The following is a 17,757-nucleotide window of genomic DNA, read 5'->3' as shown; positions in this document are numbered from 1 at the left end:
AAAAACAACACCAAGGAAGTGTCATGCGTATTGTCCTGTTCCAGTCCCTGGCGCTCGGGGCCGCGATCCTGAGCTGTTCTTCGGCCTATGCGGTGACCTTGGAAGGTGGCGCGGTGGCCGCGCCCGATCAATATGGCGCACAGGTAGCCGCCGATATCCTGAAGAAGGGCGGCAACGCGGTGGACGCCGCGGTGGCCACCGCCTTCACCCTGGCCGTGACCTACCCGGAGGCCGGCAATATCGGCGGCGGTGGCTTCATGACCCTGTTCGTCGACGGCAAACCGTACTTCCTCGACTACCGCGAAGTGGCGCCCAAGGCTGCCAGCCGCAACATGTACCTGGACGAAAAAGGCGAGGTCATCGAGAACCTCAGCCTGGTCGGCGTCCGTGCCGCCGGCGTGCCGGGCACGGTGATGGGCCTGTGGGAAGCGCACCAGAAGTTCGGCAAGCTGCCCTGGAGCGAGCTGCTGACCCCGGCCATCGGCTATGCGAAAAACGGCTTCAAGATCGCCGAAAAACAGTACCAGTACCGCAACGATGCCCAAGGCCTGTTCAAGACCGCCACCAACTTCAACGACTACTTCGGCAACATGAAGGTGGGCGAGCTGTTCAAGCAGCCGGAAATGGCCCAGACCCTCGAACGCATCGCCGACAAGGGCGTCAGCGAGTTCTACCAGGGCAAGACCGCCGACCTGCTGGTGGCGCAGATGCAGGCCGACAAGGGCCTGATCACCAAGGAAGACCTCAAGGACTACAAGGCCGTGTGGCGCGAGCCGATGGCCCTGAGCTGGCGCGGCAACGTGGTGTACACGGCGCCACCGCCGAGCTCCGGCGGCGTCGCCCTGGCCCAGTTGCTGGGCATCAAGGAAGACCGCGCGGCGGACTTCAAGGGCGTGGCGCACAACTCGGCGCAGTACATCCACCTGCTGGCCGAGATCGAGAAGCGGGTGTTCGCCGACCGCGCCGACTACCTGGGCGACCCGGCCTTCACCAAGGTGCCGGTCGACCAGCTGATCGCCAAGGACTACCTGGCCAAGCGCGCCGCCCAGGTCAACCCCAAGGCCATTTCCGCAACCGATGATGTGAAGCCGGGCCTGGAGCCGCACCAGACCACGCACTTCTCGATCGTCGACAAGCAGGGCAACGCCGTCAGCAACACCTACACCCTCAACCTCGACTACGGCAGCGGCGTGGTGGTGAAGGGCGCGGGCTTCCTGCTCAACGACGAGATGGACGACTTCAGCGCCAAGCCAGGTGCGGCCAACGCCTTTGGCGTGGTCGGCGGTGATGCCAATGCCATCGAGCCGGGCAAGCGCATGCTGTCGTCGATGAGCCCGAGCCTGATGACCCGCGATGGCAAGGTCGAGCTGGTGATCGGCACGCCGGGTGGCTCGCGGATCTTCACCTCGATCTTCCAGGTGATGAACAACCTGTACGACTACGGCATGCCGCTGGACAAGGCGGTGGCGGCGCAGCGCGTGCACCATCAGCTGCTGCCCAAGGACACCATCTACTTCGACAGCTATGCGCCGTTGACCGGGCCGGTGGCCGATGAGCTGAAGAAGATGGGCTATGTGCTGGAGGACCAGGGCTGGGAGATGGGCGATATCCAGGCGATCCGGGTCAATGGGGCACAGTTGGAGACCGCTTCCGACCCGCGTGGGCGTGGGGTGGGGATGATCGTCAAGTAATCTGGGAGGGCTTTGCCCTCCTTTCGCGACACAAGGCCGCTCCTACAGCCATGCGCTGACCTGTAGGAGCGGCCTTGTGTCGCGAAAGGGCCGCAAAGCGGCCCCAAAACCCCAACCTCAGACGCGGAACTGGCTCACCAGCATCTGCAACTGCCCACCCAGGCGAGCCAGCTCCACGCTGGACTTCGCCGTCTCGTCACTGGCCGCCGCGGTCTGCTCCGACACATCCCGCACATTGAGGATGCTGCGGCTGATCTCTTCCGCCACCGCACTCTGCTGCTCGGCCGCCGCGGCAATCTGCTGGTTCATCGACTGGATGCTCGACACCGTGCCAGTGATGTTTTCCAACGAAGCCCCGGCCTTGCGCGCCAGCTCCACACTGCTGTCGGTCAGGGTGCGGCTGCCGTGCATGGCATTGGCCACTTGCTGGGTGCCGTGCTGCAGGCCGGCGACCAGCTCCTCGATCTCTTCAGTGGATTTCTGGGTGCGCTGGGCCAGGCCGCGCACTTCATCGGCAACCACGGCAAAACCACGGCCCGCCTCGCCGGCACGAGCCGCTTCGATGGCGGCGTTGAGCGCCAGCAGGTTGGTCTGTTCGGCCACCGACTTGATCACGTCCATGACGCTGCCGATCTTCTGGCTTTCCTGTTGCAGCAGGTTCATCGCTTCGGTGGAGCGGTGCACTTCTTCGGCCAGGCGCTCGATCTGGCTGATCGCTTCAGCGACCACACGATCGCCCGCCCGCGCTTCGTCGTCGGCGCCGGTGGCGGCGTGCGAAGCCTGCTCGGCGTTGCGCGCCACTTCCTGAACGGTCGCGGCCATTTCGTGCATGGCAGTGGCGACCTGGTCGGTTTCGACCTTCTGGCTGTTGGCGCCGGCGCTGGTCTGCTCGGTCACCGCCGACAGCTCTTCGGCGGCGCTGGCGATCTGCGTGACGCCATCGCGGATGCCGCTGATCAGGTCGCGCAGGGTGGTGCCCATGCGCGCGATGCCTTGCTGCAGCACGCCGATTTCGTCGCGGCGGGTGACGCGCAGGTCGTGGGTGAGGTCGCCGCCGGCGATGCGCTCCACGGCGTGCAGGGTCTCTTGCAGCGGGCGGGTGATCTGGCGGGTGATGAGCACCGCGGCGAGCACGCCGGCGAGCAGTGCCAGCAGCGTGGCGATGGCCTGCAGGCTGCGGGCCTGGGCGCTTTCGGCGTCGCGGCGCTCGAGCTGGATCTTGTACAGCGCGTCGCTGCGCTTGACGATATCGGCGCCCTGCACGGTCATTTCGGCGCGCGCCGTGGTGATCGCGGCAACGGCATCACGGAACTGGCGCACGGCATCGCGGTAGGCCTGCACCGATTGCTCGAATTGCTGCACGCGGGTGGCTTCGGCTGGCAGCTGGCGCTTGAGCTCGGCGGTTTCCGACAGCGCCGCATCGAGCTGGCGCAGCGCGGCTTGTTCGTTGGCCGCGGTGTTGTCGGCAATGTAGCCGCGCACGTCGATACGCACTTGCAGCAGTTGCTGGCGCGCCTTGCTGATCAGCTGGTATTGGGCCAGGCGCACGCCGTCGGCTTCAGGGCGCGACATGACGTCCTGGGCCAGGCTGTCCATGGCCTGGTCGGCCTTGCCGGCGGACAGGTTCATGGCGTCGCGGGCGGCCTGGGTGTTGTCGTAGCCGGCACGCATCTTGTTCAGCGAGAGCTTGTACTCGCTGATGGTCTGCCCCAGTTCGTTGAGCAGCTTGACGTTCTCCGGGCTCTTGAAGGTGCTGGCCAGGTAGGCCTGCTGCTTGCTGAAGGCATCGAGCTTGGCCTGGGTGTTGGCGGCTGCGGCGTCGTCGCCGTTGGCGATCATGTACTGCAGGCGCGCAATGCGCAGGTCGGTCAGGTCCTTGTTGAGCTGGGCGATATCGCCCATCCAGTTGCTGCGGTCGATGAGGCTGCCCAGGCTGGTCCAGCCGGTCAGGGCCAGCAGGCCGGTAAGGACCAGCACCAGGCCGAAGCCCAGGCCGAGTTTGAGGTTGACGCTGATGTTGGCGAACCACCTGTTCATATGCACGCTCTCCAGAAAATTTTCGCTCACTTGATCGTCGATCGCGAGGCGTTGTTGTTCTGGATGCCCGCTCAATCGTGCAGGGGTTATCGGCAAGGGAAGGGGAAGCTGAAACGCTTTTTCAGCAGAAATGTAACTCTATGTGGGAGCGAGCTTGCCCGCGAATGGGCCGCCCAGCGGCCCCACGCAATGTCAAAGGCTGCGCGCGCTGAAGGTATCGCAGCTGTTCACCTCACCCTGGGCGAACCCGGCCTTGAACCAGCGCACCCGCTGGGCCGACGTACCATGGGTGAACGAGTCTGGCACCACACGCCCCTGGCCCTGTTGCTGCAGGCGGTCGTCACCAATGGCATTGGCGGCATTGAGCGCTTCCTCGACGTCACCTGGCTCCAGCCAGTTCAAGCGCTTTTGCGCCTGGTAGGCCCACACCCCGGCCAGGCAGTCGGCCTGCAACTCCTGGCGCACCAGCAGGCCGTTGTCGCCTTCCATGCGCTGGCCGTTGCGCCGTGCGGCGTCGACTTTGGCCGAAACGCCGAGCAAGGTCTGCACGTGGTGGCCGATCTCGTGGGCGATCACATAGGCCTGGGCGAAATCGCCGGCGGCGGCGAAGCGGGTTTCCATTTCGCGGAAGAACGACATGTCCAGGTACACCCGTTGGTCCGCCGGGCAGTAGAACGGGCCCACGGCCGCCGAGGCGAAACCGCAGGCGGAATTCACCTGGCCACTGAACAGCACCAGCTTGGGGTCGCGGTACTGCTTGCCGGCCTGGGAGAACAGGGCCTTCCAGGTGTCTTCGGTGTCGCCCAGGATCGAGGCGACGAATTGCGCCTGTTCGTCATTGGCCGCGGGCGCCTGGTTGCTGGCGCCACTGGGAGCGGGCTGTTGCTGCTCCATCTGGCCGGTGAGCTGGCCGAGGATCTGCAGCGGGTCTTGGCCGGTGAGCCAGCCGATGCCGACGATCAGCAGGATCGCCCCAAGCCCGAGCCCCTTGCCGCCGCCAAAGCGCATGCCACCGCCGCCGCCACCTTCACCACGGGCATCGACCACGTTGTCGCTGCGTCGGCCTTTTCGCCATTCCATAAGGGCTCTCCAGAGCGTGAAACACAAAGCAATAGATTAGTTCACTGCGGCCAAAGGCACTAATTCATAACCATTTGGTTATGCCTCTGATGCCTGAATTCAATGTTCATCCCCCGCAACCTATCTGAAACTGCAAGTCCCTGTGGGAGCTGGCCTGCCAGCGATTGGGCTTCGAAGAAGCCCCGATGGGAAATATCCATAATTCCAAGAGAGGAACCCGGCATGCCCGCCCAGGACACCAGCCGCTTCGTGATCCGTGATCGCAACTGGCACCCCAAGGCCCTGACGCCCGACTACAAGACATCCATCGCCCGCTCACCGCGCCAGGCGCTGGTCAGCATTCCCCAGTCGATCAGCGAAACCACAGGCCCCGACTTTTCCCACCTGGGCTTCGGCGCCCATGACCATGACCTGCTGCTGAACTTCAACAACGGTGGCCTGCCGATCGGTGAACGCATCATCGTCGCCGGCCGGGTCGTCGACCAGTACGGCAAGCCGGTGGCCAACACCCTGGTGGAGATGTGGCAGGCCAACGCCGGTGGCCGCTACCGGCACAAGAACGACCGCTACCTGGCGCCGCTGGACCCGAACTTCGGCGGCGTCGGCCGTTGCCTGACCGACCGCGACGGCTACTACAGCTTCCGCACCATCAAGCCCGGCCCGTACCCATGGCGCAACGGCCCGAACGACTGGCGCCCGGCGCATATCCACTTCGCCATCAGCGGCCCGTCGATCGCCACCAAGCTGATCACCCAGCTGTACTTCGAGGGCGACCCGCTGATCCCGATGTGCCCGATCGTCAAGTCGATCGCCAACCCCGACGCGGTGCAGCAACTGATCGCCAAGCTCGACATGAGCCATGCCAACCCCATGGACTGCCTGGCCTACCGCTTCGACATCGTGCTGCGCGGCCAGCGCAAGACCCACTTCGAAAACTGCTGAGGACCCCGCCATGCCAATCGAACTGCTGCCGGAAACCCCCTCGCAGACCGCCGGCCCCTATGTGCACATCGGCCTGGCCCTGGAAGCGGCCGGCAACCCGACCCGCGACCAGGAAATCTGGAACCGCCTGGCCAAGCCGGATGCTGCGGGCGAGCATATCCTGCTGATCGGCCAGGTGTATGACGGCAATGGCCACCTGGTGCGTGATTCGTTCCTGGAAATCTGGCAGGCCGATGCCGATGGCCAGTACCAGGATGCCTACCACCTGGAAAACGCCTTCAACAGTTTTGGCCGTACCGCCACTACCTTCGATGCCGGCGAATGGACTGTGCACACGGTCAAGCCAGGTGTGGTGAACAATGCGGCGGGCGTGCCGATGGCGCCGCACATCAACCTCAGCCTGTTTGCCCGCGGCATCAACATTCACCTGCATACGCGGTTGTATTTCGATGACGAGGCCGAGGCCAACGCCAAGTGCCCGGTGCTCAACCTGATCGAGCAGCCGCAGCGGCGTGAGACATTGATTGCAGAGCGCTGTGAAGTGGAGGGGAAAACGGCGTATCGGTTCGATATCCGGATTCAGGGGGAAGGGGAGACGGTGTTCTTCGACTTCTGATGGGGGTGGGGCCGCTTTGCGGCCCTTTCGCGACACAAGGCCGCTCCTACAGATGAGCGCGGCGCCTGTAGGAGCGGCCTTGTGTCGCGAAAGGGCTGCAAAGCAGCCCCAGGATTTCAGCCCTTCACCGGCTTCAAGTCGAACGCGTCGGCCTGATACTGAAACAACAGGCAATCCGCCGCAGCAGTACAGCCACTCTCATGCACCAAGTCTGCCGGCAACTTGTAGTAAGCCCCCGCCGGATACTCGGTGCGCTTGCCATCGATCACCGCATAAAAGGTCCCGCTCAGCACCACCGTCGGCAACGTCTGGCTGTGCTGGTGCAGGCCATTATCAGTCCCCTTCCTGAACTTCACATAGGCCGAGTAAGGCCCCTTGCCGAAGATATCGCCCTCGACGTTGGCATAGCTGACAGCCCCTTTGGTATTGGGCACGTCCTGCCATTTCAAGGCCGCGCTGTCGGTCACCGAAATGGTTTTTTCCGCCGCATGGGCGCCGACGGCCAGGGTGGTGAGCAGCAAACCCGCGATGACTGTTTTCATGGTGAAACTCCTTCGTTGAGTGAAAGTGCAACGAAGGCTAATCAAACAAGCCGCGCACAAATACCTGCCAACTCAGCCATGACCTGTGCACATATCGCACAAATCACCACCTCGCTTGCGCGTAGTAAACCTGCACATAGTCCAGCAACGCCCGCACCTTGGGCGCCAGGTAGCGGCTCTGTGGATAAACCGCGTAAAGGCTGCGCGCGGGCAGCTTCCAGTGCTCCAGCACCGGCACCAGGCGCCCGTCCTGCAGGGCATCGTGGACGATGAAGCGATCGAAGCTGGCAATGCCCAGGCCGCCGATGGCAGCGGCGCGCAGGGCCATCGGCGAGTTGGCGCTCAGGCGCCGTGGCATGTGGATGTCGCGCTGTTCGCCACCGGCGCTGGTGAGTTGCAGGCGCTGAGGGTGCAGCAGCTGGCTGTAGCCGAGCAGGGCATGGCTGGCCAGCGCGTCGGGGTTGCCCGGCGCGCCGTGGCGTTCGAGGTAACCCGGGGCGGCCACCAGCATCACCTCGCTGCTCGCCAGGCGGCGTGCCACCAGGCTGGAGTCGGGCAAGTGGTCGGTGACCCGCAGGCACACATCGATCTGCTCCTCCAGCAGGTCGATGAAGCGATCGCTGCAGTGCAGTTCGATCTGCAGCAGCGGGTGGCGCTCGACGAAATCCGGCAACCAGCGCCCCAGCTCCAGCTCGCCGAACGCCGTGGCCACGCCCAGGCGCAGCGTGCCGCTGGGCTGTTGCTGGTGTTCGGAAAGCTCCAGGGCCATGGCCTGCATCTGCTCGAGGATCTGCACGCAGTGGCGATAGAACAGCGCGCCGGCCTCGGTCAGGTGCAGGCGGCGGGTGGTGCGGGTGAGCAATTGCGTGCCGAGCTGGCGTTCCAGCTGCTTGACCTGGCGCGACAGCACGGTGTGGGAGACGCCCGCCTGGCTGGCGGCGGCGCTGAAGCTGCCGAGGTCGACGACCCGGCGGAAGCTTTGCATGGCACTGAACTGGTCCATCCACTCTCCTGGCGGCGTGCCGTGGGGCCGGGCAGGCCCCACGGCATCGCGGATCAGCGCCGAACCAGCAGCACCCCGCTTTCCATGTGGTGGGTGTAGGGGAACTGGTCGAACAGCGCACAGCGTTCGATACGGTGGGTATCTTGCAGCTGGGCGATGTTCTGCGCCAGGGTCTCGGGGTTGCACGAGATATACAGGATGCGCTCGAAACGCCGGGTCAGTTCGCAGGTGTCCGGGTCCATGCCGGCGCGCGGCGGGTCGACGAACACGGTGCCGAAGTCGTAGCTTTTCAGGTCGATGCCTTCCAGCCGGCGGAACGGGCGCACCTCGTTCAGGGCCTGGGTCAGCTCTTCGGCCGACAGGCGCACCAGGCGCACGTTGGCTACCGCGTTCTCGTCGAGGTTGCTCAGTGCGGCATTGACCGAGGTCTTGCTGATTTCAGTGGCCAGCACCTGGCGCACGCGGGTGGCCAGCGGCAGGGTGAAGTTGCCGTTGCCGCAGTACAGCTCCAGCAGGTCGTCGTCGCGCTCGCCAATGGCCTCGAATGCCCAGCTCAGCATCTTCTGGTTCACCGCGCCGTTGGGCTGGGTGAACGCGCCTTCCGGTTGGCGATAGCTGAACACACGGCCTGCGACGTCGAGCTTCTCCACCGCGTAATCGCGGCCGATGACCAGGCGCTTGCCCTTGGAACGGCCGATCAGGCTCACGCCCAGCGTTTCGGCCAACTCGCGCGCAGCCACTTCCCAGGCCTCGTCCAGCGGGCGGTGGTAGCACAGGGTGACCATCGCATCGCCGGCCAGGGTGGTGAGGAACTCCACCTGGAACAGCCGATTGCTCAGGGCCTCGCTGGCCTGCCAGGCCGCCTTCAGGCGCGGCATCAGCTGGTTGATGCGCTCGCTGGCGATGGGGAATTCATCGATCAGGATGGCCTTGTGCTTATCGCCCGGGGCGAACATCGCGTAGTGGCGCTGGCCGTCTTCACGCCACAGGCGGAACTCGGCGCGCAGGCGATAGTGCTCGCGCGGCGAGTCGAAAACCGCCGGCTCCGGCGCGCCGAAGGGGGCCAGCAGATCGCGCAGGCGCGCGACCTTGGCCTGAAGCTGCGCGTCGTAGGCGCTTGGGTCGAAGACAGCACTCATGCGTTGAACCAGCCCAGCTTGATCACGAACAGGATGGAGAGGATCACCAGCGCCGGGTTCAGGTCGCGGTGGCGGCCGGAGATCAGCTTGACGGCAGTCCAGGCAATGAAGCCGAAGGCGATGCCGTTGGCGATCGAGTAGGTCAGCGGCATGGCCAGGGCGGTGACCACCACCGGTGCGGCCTCGGTGACGTCGTCCCAGTTGATTTCGGCCAGGCCCGAGGCCATCAGCACGGCAACGAACAACAGCGCCGGTGCGGTGGCGAAGGCCGGCACGCTACCGGCCAGCGGGGCGAAGAACAGCGCCAGCAGGAACAGCACGGCGACCACGATGGCGGTCAGGCCGGTGCGGCCACCGGCGCTCACGCCCGCGGCCGATTCGATGTAGCTGGTGGTGGTCGAGGTGCCCAGCAGCGAACCTGCCATGGCCGCGGTGCTGTCGGCGATCAGGGCACGGCCCATCTTCGGCATGTGGCCGTCCTTGCCCATCAGGCCGGCGCGCTTGGCCACGCCGATCAGGGTGCCGGAGTTGTCGAACAGGTCGACGAACAGGAAGGCGAAGATCACGCTGACCAGGCCCACGTCCAGAGCACCGGCGATGTCCAGCTGGAGGAAGGTCGGCGCCAGCGACGGCGGCATGGAGACGATCCCGCCAAATGGCGTCACGCCCATCGCGATGGAAGCGACGGTGACCGCGAGGATGCCGATCAGCACCGCACCACGCACTTTCAGCGCTTCCAGGCCGACGATCAGGAAGAAGCCCAGGGTGGCGAGGATCGGCGCCGGCTGCTTGAGGTCGCCCAGGCCCACCAGGGTAGCCGGGTTATCGACGACGATGCCGGCGTTATGCAGGGCGATGAACGCCAGGAACAGGCCGATGCCCGCGGCGATGGCCGAGCGCAAGGGCAGCGGGATGCTGTTCACGATCCATTCGCGGATACGGAAGATCGACAGCAGGAAGAACATCACCGCCGACAGGAACACCGCGCCCAGCGCCACCTGCCAGGTGTGGCCCATGTGCAGCACCACCGTGTAGGTGAAGAAGGCGTTCAGGCCCATGCCCGGCGCCAGGGCGATCGGGTAGTTGGCGATCAGGCCCATGGTGGTCGAACCGATGGCCGCGGCCAGGCAGGTAGCGACGAAGATCGCGCCCTTGTCCATGCCGGTTTCGCCGAGGATGCTCGGGTTGACGAACAGGATGTAGGCCATGGCCAGGAAGGTGGTGACGCCCGCAAGTATCTCGGTGCGCACGTTGGTGTTGTGTGCTCTTAGTTGAAACAGCCTTTCCAGCATGCCCGCTCCCCAAGGCGCCCCCGGCGCCGTGAATGTATCGACCCCATCAGCAAAGCACAGACCGTACCGGTTGCCGTGGTTTTGTGTGGGGAGGAAAAAAGCCGCGCATCATACCAGCAAGGATGGCAGGGGCCTATGGCCGTTGGGCCCTATCGCCGGCAAGCCCTGCGCGGTGCTTGCAGGCGTCAGGGCCATCAGCCATTGTGCAGGCGGTCGCGCCTGGCCAGGCCCGGGAACAGTCTTATCCACACCCCGGTCACCACCAAGGTGCCCACGCCCCCCAACACCACCGCCGGCACTGTTCCAAACCAGTGCGCCGTGACCCCGGATTCGAACTCGCCGAGCTGGTTCGAGGCACCGATGAACAACCCGTTCACCGCGCTCACCCGCCCGCGCATCTCATCGGGCGTCTCCAATTGCACGAAGGCGCCGCGGATTACCATGCTGATCATGTCCGCCGCGCCCAGCACCACCAGCACCGCCAGCGAGAACCAGAACGAGGTCGACAGGCCGAAGGCGATGGTCGCCACGCCAAACACCCCCACGGCGGTGAACATGGTGCGCCCGACCTTGCGCTCGACCGGGAAGCGCGCCAGCCACAACGACATCAGCAACGCCCCCACCGCCGGCGCCGAGCGCAGCAGCCCCAGGCCCCAGGGCCCGGTGAGCAAAATGTCCTTGGCGAACACCGGCAACAGCGCGGTGGCGCCGCCCAGCAGCACGGCGAACAGGTCGAGGGAAATCGCCCCGAGGATGTCCGGCCGGCTGCGGATGAAGCGGATGCCGGCCAGCAGCGATTCCAGGCTGGCACGGCCGCGCTGGGGCACCTGCTGGCGCGAGTCGAGGCCCAGCATCAGCGCGCAGGCGATGGCGTACAGCGCAACCGTAGGGCCGTATACCCAAATGCTGCCGAAGGCATACAGGAAGCCGCCCACCGCCGGGGCGACGATGGTCGCCGCCTGGGTTGCCGACGCCGATGCCGCGACCGCCCGCGGGAACAGCCCCGGCGGCACCACGTTGGGCAGCAGCGCCTGGGTCGCCGGCATCTCGAACGAGCGGGCGGCGCCGAGCAGGAAGGCCAGGGCGAAGATCAGCTCGCGGCTGACGTTGTCGGTGGCGCTGCCCAGCGCCAGCACCAGGGCGATCAGCCCCTGCAAGGTCTGGCACAGCGCGGCCACCTTGCGCCGGTCATAGCGGTCAGCGACATGCCCGGTGTGCAGCATGAACAGCACTCGCGGGGCAAATTCCACCAGGCCCACCAGGCCCAGGTCGAGCACATTGCCGGTCAGTTGGTAGAGGTGCCAGCCGATGGCCACGGTGAGCATCTGAAAGCCGCTGGCGGTGAACACGCGGGCCAGCCAGAAGGCCATGAACGGGCGGTGCTGGCGCAACAACTGCGGTGTGGAATCGGACATCGGAAACCTGTGGCCTCGGCGCAGTAGAGGGGCCGGCAGCGTATCATCTGTTTGTAACAAACCGTTACTGTTTGCCGGGGTCGGCACTTTTTCAGGCGCGGCAACAGGGGGTGGGGCAACCGGTCACGCGGCAATCAACCACACGTCCCGGCGGGCCATTCGGGACTATGCTTCCTAGCATTCGTTGATCTGGATCAATCGTTCCAGTTTCAACGATTGGCCTTTGGGCCCGATTCCCTGCGATTGCACAGAACAATTCCAACGCGCCGCACTCGATAACCGTGGGGGCAGTAGGCGCCAGGGCCACGAGCCCGAACGCCGGATTATCTGAAGAGGAAGCACTATGTTCGGTTTAGAGGCCCTAGATCTCGCCCGAATCCAGTTTGCATTTACCGTGTCCTTTCACATCCTGTTCCCGGCCATCACCATTGGCCTGGCGAGCTACCTGGCGGTCCTCGAAGGCCTGTGGCTGAGGAGCCACAACCAGGTCTACCGTGACCTCTACCACTTCTGGTCGAAGATCTTCGCCGTCAACTTCGGCATGGGCGTGGTCTCCGGCCTGGTCATGGCCTACCAGTTCGGCACCAACTGGAGCCGGTTCTCCGACTTCGCCGGCGCCGTCACCGGGCCGTTGCTCACGTATGAAGTACTGACTGCCTTCTTCCTCGAAGCCGGCTTCCTCGGCGTCATGCTGTTCGGCTGGAACCGAGTGGGCCGCGGCCTGCACTTCTTCGCCACGGTGATGGTGGCGGTGGGCACGCTGGTGTCGACCTTCTGGATCCTGGCTTCCAACAGCTGGATGCAGACGCCGCAAGGCCACGAAATCATCGATGGCCGCGTGGTGCCGGTGGACTGGCTGGCAGTGATCTTCAACCCCTCGTTCCCCTACCGCCTGATGCACATGGCCACGGCCGCGTTCGTCGCCACGGCGTTCTTCGTCGGCGCCTCGGCGGCCTGGCACCTGCTGCGCGGGCGTGACAACCCGGCGATTCGCAAGATGCTGTCGATGGCCATGTGGATGGCCTTGATCGTCGCCCCGGTGCAGGCCGTGATCGGCGACTTCCATGGCCTGAACACCCTCAAGCACCAGCCGGTGAAGATTGCCGCGATCGAAGGCCACTGGGAAAACGTGCCGGGCGAGCCGACCCCGCTGATCCTCTTCGGCATCCCGGACATGAAGGCCGAGACCACGCACTTCAAGCTCGAGATCCCGGCGCTTGGCAGCCTGATCCTCACCCACAGCCTGGACAAGCAGGTGCCGGCGATGAAGGAATTCGCCCCCGAGGACCGGCCCAACTCGACCATCGTGTTCTGGTCGTTCCGGGTCATGGTCGGGCTGGGCATGCTGATGATCCTGGTCGGCCTGTGGAGCCTGTGGCTGCGCAAGCGCGGCACCTTGTACAGCTCGCGTCCGTTCCTGTACCTGACGCTGTGGATGGGCCCGTCCGGCCTGATCGCCATCCTGGCAGGCTGGTTCACCACTGAAATCGGCCGCCAGCCTTGGGTGGTGTACGGCCTGATGCGCACCTCGGAGGGGGTGTCCAACCATAGCTATACCCAGCTCGGCTTCACCCTGGTGGCGTTCGTGGTGGTCTACTTCGCGCTGTTCGGCACGGGCCTGGGCTACATGATGCGCCTGGTGCGCAAAGGGCCGAAAACCGGCGAGGGCGACGAGCACACCCCAGGCGGCCCCGGCCAGAAACGCACACCGGCACGGCCGCTGTCCGCCGCCGATGATGGCCACGACGCCAAAGCCCCCAGCCTGAGCAAGGAGAACTGAGCCATGGGTATCGACCTTCCGCTGATCTGGGCCGTGATCATCATCTTCGGCGTCATGATGTACGTGGTGATGGATGGTTTCGACTTAGGCATCGGCATGCTCTTCCCCTTCGTCAAGGGCGAGCAGGACCGTGATGTGATGATGAACACCGTCGCCCCCGTGTGGGACGGCAACGAAACCTGGCTGATCCTCGGCGGTGCCGGCCTGTTCGGCGCCTTCCCGATGGCCTACTCGGTGGTGCTCGAAGCGCTCTACCTGCCGTTGATCCTGATGCTGATCGGCCTGATCTTCCGCGGCGTGGCATTCGAGTTCCGCTTCAAGGCCAAGGCGCACAAGCGGCATATCTGGAACAAGGCGTTCATCTGGGGCTCGCTGGTGGCGACCTTCTTCCAGGGCGTTGCGCTGGGCGCGTTCATCGAGGGCTTCAAGGTGGTGGACCGCCACTTCGCCGGCGGCACGCTCGACTGGCTGACCCCGTTCAGCCTGTTCAGCGGCCTGGGGCTGATCGTGGCCTACACCCTGCTCGGTTGCACCTGGCTGATCATGAAGACCGAAGGGCCGCTGCAGCAGCAGATGCATGACCTGGCCAAGCCACTGGCGCTGGTGCTGCTGGTGGTGATCGGCATCGTCAGCCTGTGGACGCCGATCGCCTACCCGCAAATCGCCGACCGCTGGTTCAGCATGCCCAACCTGATCTGGTTCATGCCGGTGCCGATCCTGGTGCTGGTGACCTTCTACGGCCTGCTCAAGGCGGTGGCACGCAATGCCCACTACACGCCGTTCCTGTTGACCCTGGTGCTGATCTTCCTTGGCTACAGCGGCCTGGGCATCAGCCTGTGGCCGAACATCATCCCGCCGTCGATCTCGATCTGGGACGCTGCCGCTCCGCCGCAGAGCCAAGGTTTCATGCTGGTGGGCACGTTGTTCATCCTGCCGTTCATCCTTGGGTATACCTTCTGGAGCTACTACGTGTTCCGCGGCAAGGTCACCCACGAAGACGGCTATCACTAGGAGGGCGCATGATGACTGGCAAGCATGGCCTGGAAGAGAAGAAACCCTTGTGGCAGCGGCTGGGCTGGTTGCTGCTGATCTGGGCGATGAGCGTGGCAGCGTTGGGGGTGGCGGCGTATGTGATGCGCCTGTTCATGGGCGCCGCCGGGCTGACCACCCATTGATAGGGAAGGGGGCGCTTTGCGCCCCAATCGCCGGCAAGCCGGCTCCCACAGGTACCCCACAAGGCTTGAACACCGTGGAGTACCTGTGGGAGCCGGCTTGCCGGCGATTGGGCCCTTGAAACCTACTTGCGGGCCTTGAGAATCACGAACTTCGGCGTCGCCGCCACCTGCTCCACCCCCCGGAACAACCGCGCCAGCTTGCTGTGATAGCCCAGGTGCCGGTTGCCGACGATATACAACGCTCCCCCCACCACCAGCGCCTCGCGCGCCTGCTGGAACATGCGCCAGGCGAGAAAATCGCCGACCACCTGCTGCTGGTGGAACGGCGGGTTGCACAGCACCACGTCCAGCGACTGTTTTTCCACCCCAGCCAGGCCGTCACCCGCCATCACCGTCGCTTCCCGATCACCCAAGGCCGCCTGCCAGTTTTCCCGGGCCGATTGCACGGCCATGTACGATTCGTCCACCAAGGTGTAGTGCGCCTCGGGGTTGGCCAGGGCACTGGCGATGGCCAGCACGCCGTTGCCACAGCCCAGGTCGGCGACGCGGGCGTTGCCCAGGCCGCTCGGCAGGTGTGGAAGAAAGGCGCGGGTGCCGATGTCCAGGCCATCGCGGCAGAACACGTTGGCATGGTTGAGCAGCTCGAGTGCTGGCGAATCCAGGCGGTAGCGGCTGGGGTAGGGCGACACGGCAGCCGGGCGCGCGGCCAGGGTGGCAGTCAGCAGGCGCGCCTTCTTCTGCGCCAGCGAAGCCTGGACCGGGCCGATGTACTGCTCCAGCAAGTCGCCCGCGGCGCGCGGCAAGTGCTTGATCATCGCGCCGGCGATCACCTGGGCACCGGGGGCCAGGTGGCCCTGCAGGCGGATCAACTGCTCTTCGAGCAGGGCCAGGGTCTTGGGTACGCGCAGCAACACCCGGTCGAACGGGCCTTGCCAGTGTTCGCTGGCCGGCACGAACGGCACGCTGTCGAAGGCCTTGGCGTTACGGGCGAGGTTTTTCTCCAGGGCCATGCGCGCCAGGTGCGAGTCGCCGCTGCTGACCACCTGCACGTGGCCTTCGAGGCTGGCGGCCAGGGCGCCGAAGCTGTCGTTGAGCACCAGCACCCGGCAATCGGCCCCCGGTGCTTGCCCGTGCAGTTGCTCGAGCAAGTACTCGTCGGCGGCATCGAAGGCCTGCAGGGGGTCGTTGGCCTGATCCGGCTGGCGGATCAGGTCGAGTTCGGCGTAGGGGGTGGTCAACAGGGGCATGGCGTCTGGCTCGGGTACGGATCTGCCCGTCGGCGGATCGCCACGGGTTTGGGTACGCGATTCTACAGAGCTTTGCGCAAGGTCGCAGAAATGGCTGTTAGATCAGCCCGCGCATGGCGGCGATGGCGATCGCCCCTGCCTTGTTGGAGGCATTGGTCTTGCTGATGACGCTGCGGATATGGAAGTTCACCGTGCTTTGCGACAACGACAGGATGCAGGCCACGTCGGCGGCGGTCTTGCCTGCAGCAGACCACTTCAGCACTTCCAGCTCGCGCTCGGACATCTTCGGCGTCGGCGGGCAAAGCTGGTTCTGGTGGTACTCGCAGATGATCGCGTGCAAGGTGTGGCACAATCACTGCACCTTGCCGGCCTTGTCATAAAGCTCGCCCATGCTGACTTCGCCCACCGGCCTGGCAACGCTGATCTGGCTTTCGTTGTGGCGCAGGTCATGCAGTGACTGGGTCCAGCCATGGCGCAGGCCGTGCCCGCAGGCTTCCTCGCGATACTGCGGCGCTTCACGGTACAGGTCGTCGCTCCACAGCACGGGCATGGTCGAGCTGTGGCTGCGCACGGCTGCCTGGTCCTGCTTGTAGAAGTCGTCGCGCTGGTAGCGTTCGATCCACTCGGGCGGATAGTTGCTGTACAGGAAGACCTTGGGCGATTGTGCCGCCAGTTGCAGGCTAAGTTTCAGGCCCAGAAACTCCATCTCCAGGTCCTGTGCCAGCTGCACTGCCAGGTCGAAAACTCGCTGTGGCGTACTCTCGCTGCTCAGTTGCTGGAGATGCTCTTGATTCCAGAGAAGCATCTGTTACTCCCTTGGTCCGTACGGATCCAATCCGTTAGCACCGTCAGATTGTAGGAAAAGCCTGACGGTTGTGTAGGGTTTTTTTGTTATAGCGCTCACGGTTTTTGTGCAAACGTTTCAGCCCGCGATTTTCGGTGCCCCTACACTCCAACGGTTTTTATCCTGGCCGCTTTGCGAGACACTTGGCGCATGCCTTTCTTGGAGCCCCACATGACCGCCAGCGCCGACAAGTACACCCGCCAGACCCTGCTCGATGTCCAGCCGCTGACGCCCAACCTGTTCAGCCTGCGGGTCACGCGCGATCCAGGGTTCCGTTTCCGTGCCGGCCAATTTGCCCGGCTGGGGGTGACCAAGGCCGATGGCAGCGTGGTGTGGCGCGCCTATTCGATGGTCAGCGCGCCCCATGACGAGTACCTGGACTTCTTTTCCATCGTCGTGCCGGGTGGGGAGTTCACCAGTGAACTGAGCCGCCTGGGTGAGGGTGAAACGTTGTTCATCGACCGCCAGGCATTCGGCTACCTGACCCTCGACCGCTTCGTCGGCGGCCGCGACCTGTGGTTGCTGGCAACCGGTACCGGCATTGCGCCCTTCATGTCGATCCTGCAGGACTTCGAGGCCTGGGAGCGCTTCGACAACATCAAGCTGGTGTATTCGGTGCGCGAGGCGAAGGAGCTGGCCTACGTCGACGACATCGCCGGGCTGGAGCAGCGCGACTACCTGGCCGAGTTTGCCGGCAAACTGCAGTTCATCCCGGTGGTCACGCGCGAGCCGCATCCAGGTGCGCTGAACGCGCGGATCACCACCCTGATCGAGAACGGCGAGCTGGAGAAGGCGGCAGGGTTGCAGCTGTCGCCCGAGCACTCGCGGATCATGCTGTGCGGTAACCCGCAGATGATCGACGACACACGCAAGGTGCTCAAGGCACGCGACCTGCAACTGAGCCTGAGCAAGCGCCCAGGGCAGGTGGCGGTGGAAAACTACTGGTAAGCGAAG

Annotated in this window: 15 protein-coding genes and 2 pseudogenes; 7 read left to right on the top strand and 10 right to left on the bottom strand. The window is 64.7% G+C overall.

All coding sequences use genetic code 11. The features are described 5' to 3' along the window. The first annotated feature begins 23 nt into the window (after positions 1–23). Entirely contained in the window at positions 24–1,691 is a 1,668-nt protein-coding gene (ggt, locus tag ACIPG5_RS22545; protein ID WP_401378276.1) for a gamma-glutamyltransferase, read from the top strand. A 117-nt stretch (positions 1,692–1,808) separates the two neighbouring features. On the opposite strand, the gene ACIPG5_RS22540 is transcribed toward ggt, so the two are convergent. The 3 genes and pseudogenes from ACIPG5_RS22540 to ACIPG5_RS22530 form a co-directional block, all read right to left on the bottom strand. Then, complete coding sequence (locus ACIPG5_RS22540; protein ID WP_371871963.1) at positions 1,809–2,672, bottom strand: methyl-accepting chemotaxis protein; 864 nt, start codon at positions 2,670–2,672, stop codon at positions 1,809–1,811. Further along, positions 2,664–3,593, bottom strand: a pseudogene (locus ACIPG5_RS22535) (methyl-accepting chemotaxis protein); the annotation flags it as partial. The gene ACIPG5_RS22540 and the pseudogene ACIPG5_RS22535, both read right to left, overlap by 9 nt. A gap of 327 nt (positions 3,594–3,920) precedes the next feature. Further along, positions 3,921–4,808, bottom strand: coding sequence for a neutral zinc metallopeptidase (locus tag ACIPG5_RS22530; protein WP_176515028.1), 888 nt, complete (start codon positions 4,806–4,808; stop codon positions 3,921–3,923). A gap of 222 nt (positions 4,809–5,030) precedes the next feature. On the opposite strand from ACIPG5_RS22530, the gene pcaH reads away from it, so the two are divergent. Together pcaH and pcaG are read left to right on the top strand one after the other, a co-directional pair. Next, on the top strand, positions 5,031–5,750 hold the full coding sequence (pcaH, locus tag ACIPG5_RS22525; protein WP_176515026.1) for a protocatechuate 3,4-dioxygenase subunit beta: 720 nt from the start codon (positions 5,031–5,033) through the stop codon (positions 5,748–5,750). Positions 5,751–5,760: 10 nt separating this feature from the next. Beyond that, positions 5,761–6,366, top strand: coding sequence for a protocatechuate 3,4-dioxygenase subunit alpha (gene pcaG / locus ACIPG5_RS22520; RefSeq protein WP_401378274.1), 606 nt, complete (start codon positions 5,761–5,763; stop codon positions 6,364–6,366). A gap of 116 nt (positions 6,367–6,482) precedes the next feature. On the opposite strand, the gene ACIPG5_RS22515 is transcribed toward pcaG, so the two are convergent. The 5 genes from ACIPG5_RS22515 to ACIPG5_RS22495 all read right to left on the bottom strand — a co-directional run bounded on the left by ACIPG5_RS22515 (position 6,483) and on the right by ACIPG5_RS22495 (position 11,757). After that, positions 6,483–6,908 carry a cupin domain-containing protein gene (locus tag ACIPG5_RS22515; RefSeq protein WP_401378272.1) on the bottom strand — a complete coding sequence of 142 codons (426 nt, stop codon included), beginning with the start codon at positions 6,906–6,908 and terminating at the stop codon, positions 6,483–6,485. Positions 6,909–7,011: 103 nt separating this feature from the next. Continuing rightward, positions 7,012–7,911 carry a LysR family transcriptional regulator gene (locus ACIPG5_RS22510; protein WP_401378269.1) on the bottom strand — a complete coding sequence of 300 codons (900 nt, stop codon included), beginning with the start codon at positions 7,909–7,911 and terminating at the stop codon, positions 7,012–7,014. 53 nt (positions 7,912–7,964) lie between these two features. After that, on the bottom strand, positions 7,965–9,050 hold the full coding sequence (gene trmA, locus ACIPG5_RS22505) for a tRNA (uridine(54)-C5)-methyltransferase TrmA (protein ID WP_401378267.1): 1,086 nt from the start codon (positions 9,048–9,050) through the stop codon (positions 7,965–7,967). Then, entirely contained in the window at positions 9,047–10,342 is a 1,296-nt protein-coding gene (locus ACIPG5_RS22500; protein ID WP_176515019.1) for an NCS2 family permease, read from the bottom strand. The genes trmA and ACIPG5_RS22500 overlap by 4 nt, the downstream gene beginning before the upstream one ends. Before the next feature lie 194 nt (positions 10,343–10,536). Further along, entirely contained in the window at positions 10,537–11,757 is a 1,221-nt protein-coding gene (locus ACIPG5_RS22495; RefSeq protein WP_176515018.1) for an MFS transporter, read from the bottom strand. Between the two features lie 343 nt (positions 11,758–12,100). Here ACIPG5_RS22495 and ACIPG5_RS22490 point away from each other — a divergent pair, with 343 nt between their 5' ends. Genes ACIPG5_RS22490 through ACIPG5_RS22480 form a run of 3 tightly spaced genes read left to right on the top strand, consistent with a single transcriptional unit; the run spans position 12,101 to position 14,712 of the window. Further along, a complete protein-coding gene (locus ACIPG5_RS22490; protein ID WP_176515017.1) occupies positions 12,101–13,537 on the top strand; it encodes a cytochrome ubiquinol oxidase subunit I in 1,437 nt (478 codons plus the stop codon). Between the two features lie 3 nt (positions 13,538–13,540). Beyond that, entirely contained in the window at positions 13,541–14,548 is a 1,008-nt protein-coding gene (gene cydB / locus ACIPG5_RS22485; protein WP_176515016.1) for a cytochrome d ubiquinol oxidase subunit II, read from the top strand. 8 nt (positions 14,549–14,556) lie between these two features. Next, positions 14,557–14,712, top strand: coding sequence for a DUF2474 domain-containing protein (locus ACIPG5_RS22480; RefSeq protein ID WP_081663495.1), 156 nt, complete (start codon positions 14,557–14,559; stop codon positions 14,710–14,712). A gap of 122 nt (positions 14,713–14,834) precedes the next feature. Here the strand turns inward: ACIPG5_RS22480 and ACIPG5_RS22475 are convergent, their stop codons facing one another. After that, positions 14,835–15,959: a methyltransferase gene (locus ACIPG5_RS22475; RefSeq protein ID WP_401378264.1), complete on the bottom strand. Its 1,125-nt coding sequence runs from the start codon at positions 15,957–15,959 to the stop codon at positions 14,835–14,837. Positions 15,960–16,056: 97 nt separating this feature from the next. Then, a pseudogene (locus tag ACIPG5_RS22470) lies at positions 16,057–16,764 on the bottom strand (autoinducer binding domain-containing protein). Between the two features lie 210 nt (positions 16,765–16,974). On the opposite strand from ACIPG5_RS22470, the gene ACIPG5_RS22465 reads away from it, so the two are divergent. Further along, positions 16,975–17,751: a ferredoxin--NADP reductase gene (locus tag ACIPG5_RS22465; RefSeq protein ID WP_176515013.1), complete on the top strand. Its 777-nt coding sequence runs from the start codon at positions 16,975–16,977 to the stop codon at positions 17,749–17,751. The last annotated feature ends 6 nt before the right edge of the window (positions 17,752–17,757 follow it).

Origin of the sequence: Pseudomonas sp. NPDC087029 (assembly GCF_044745345.1) — a bacterium.
GTDB classification, from domain to species: domain Bacteria; phylum Pseudomonadota; class Gammaproteobacteria; order Pseudomonadales; family Pseudomonadaceae; genus Aquipseudomonas; species Aquipseudomonas faucium.
This window is presented reverse-complemented; position numbering and strand designations above follow the sequence as displayed.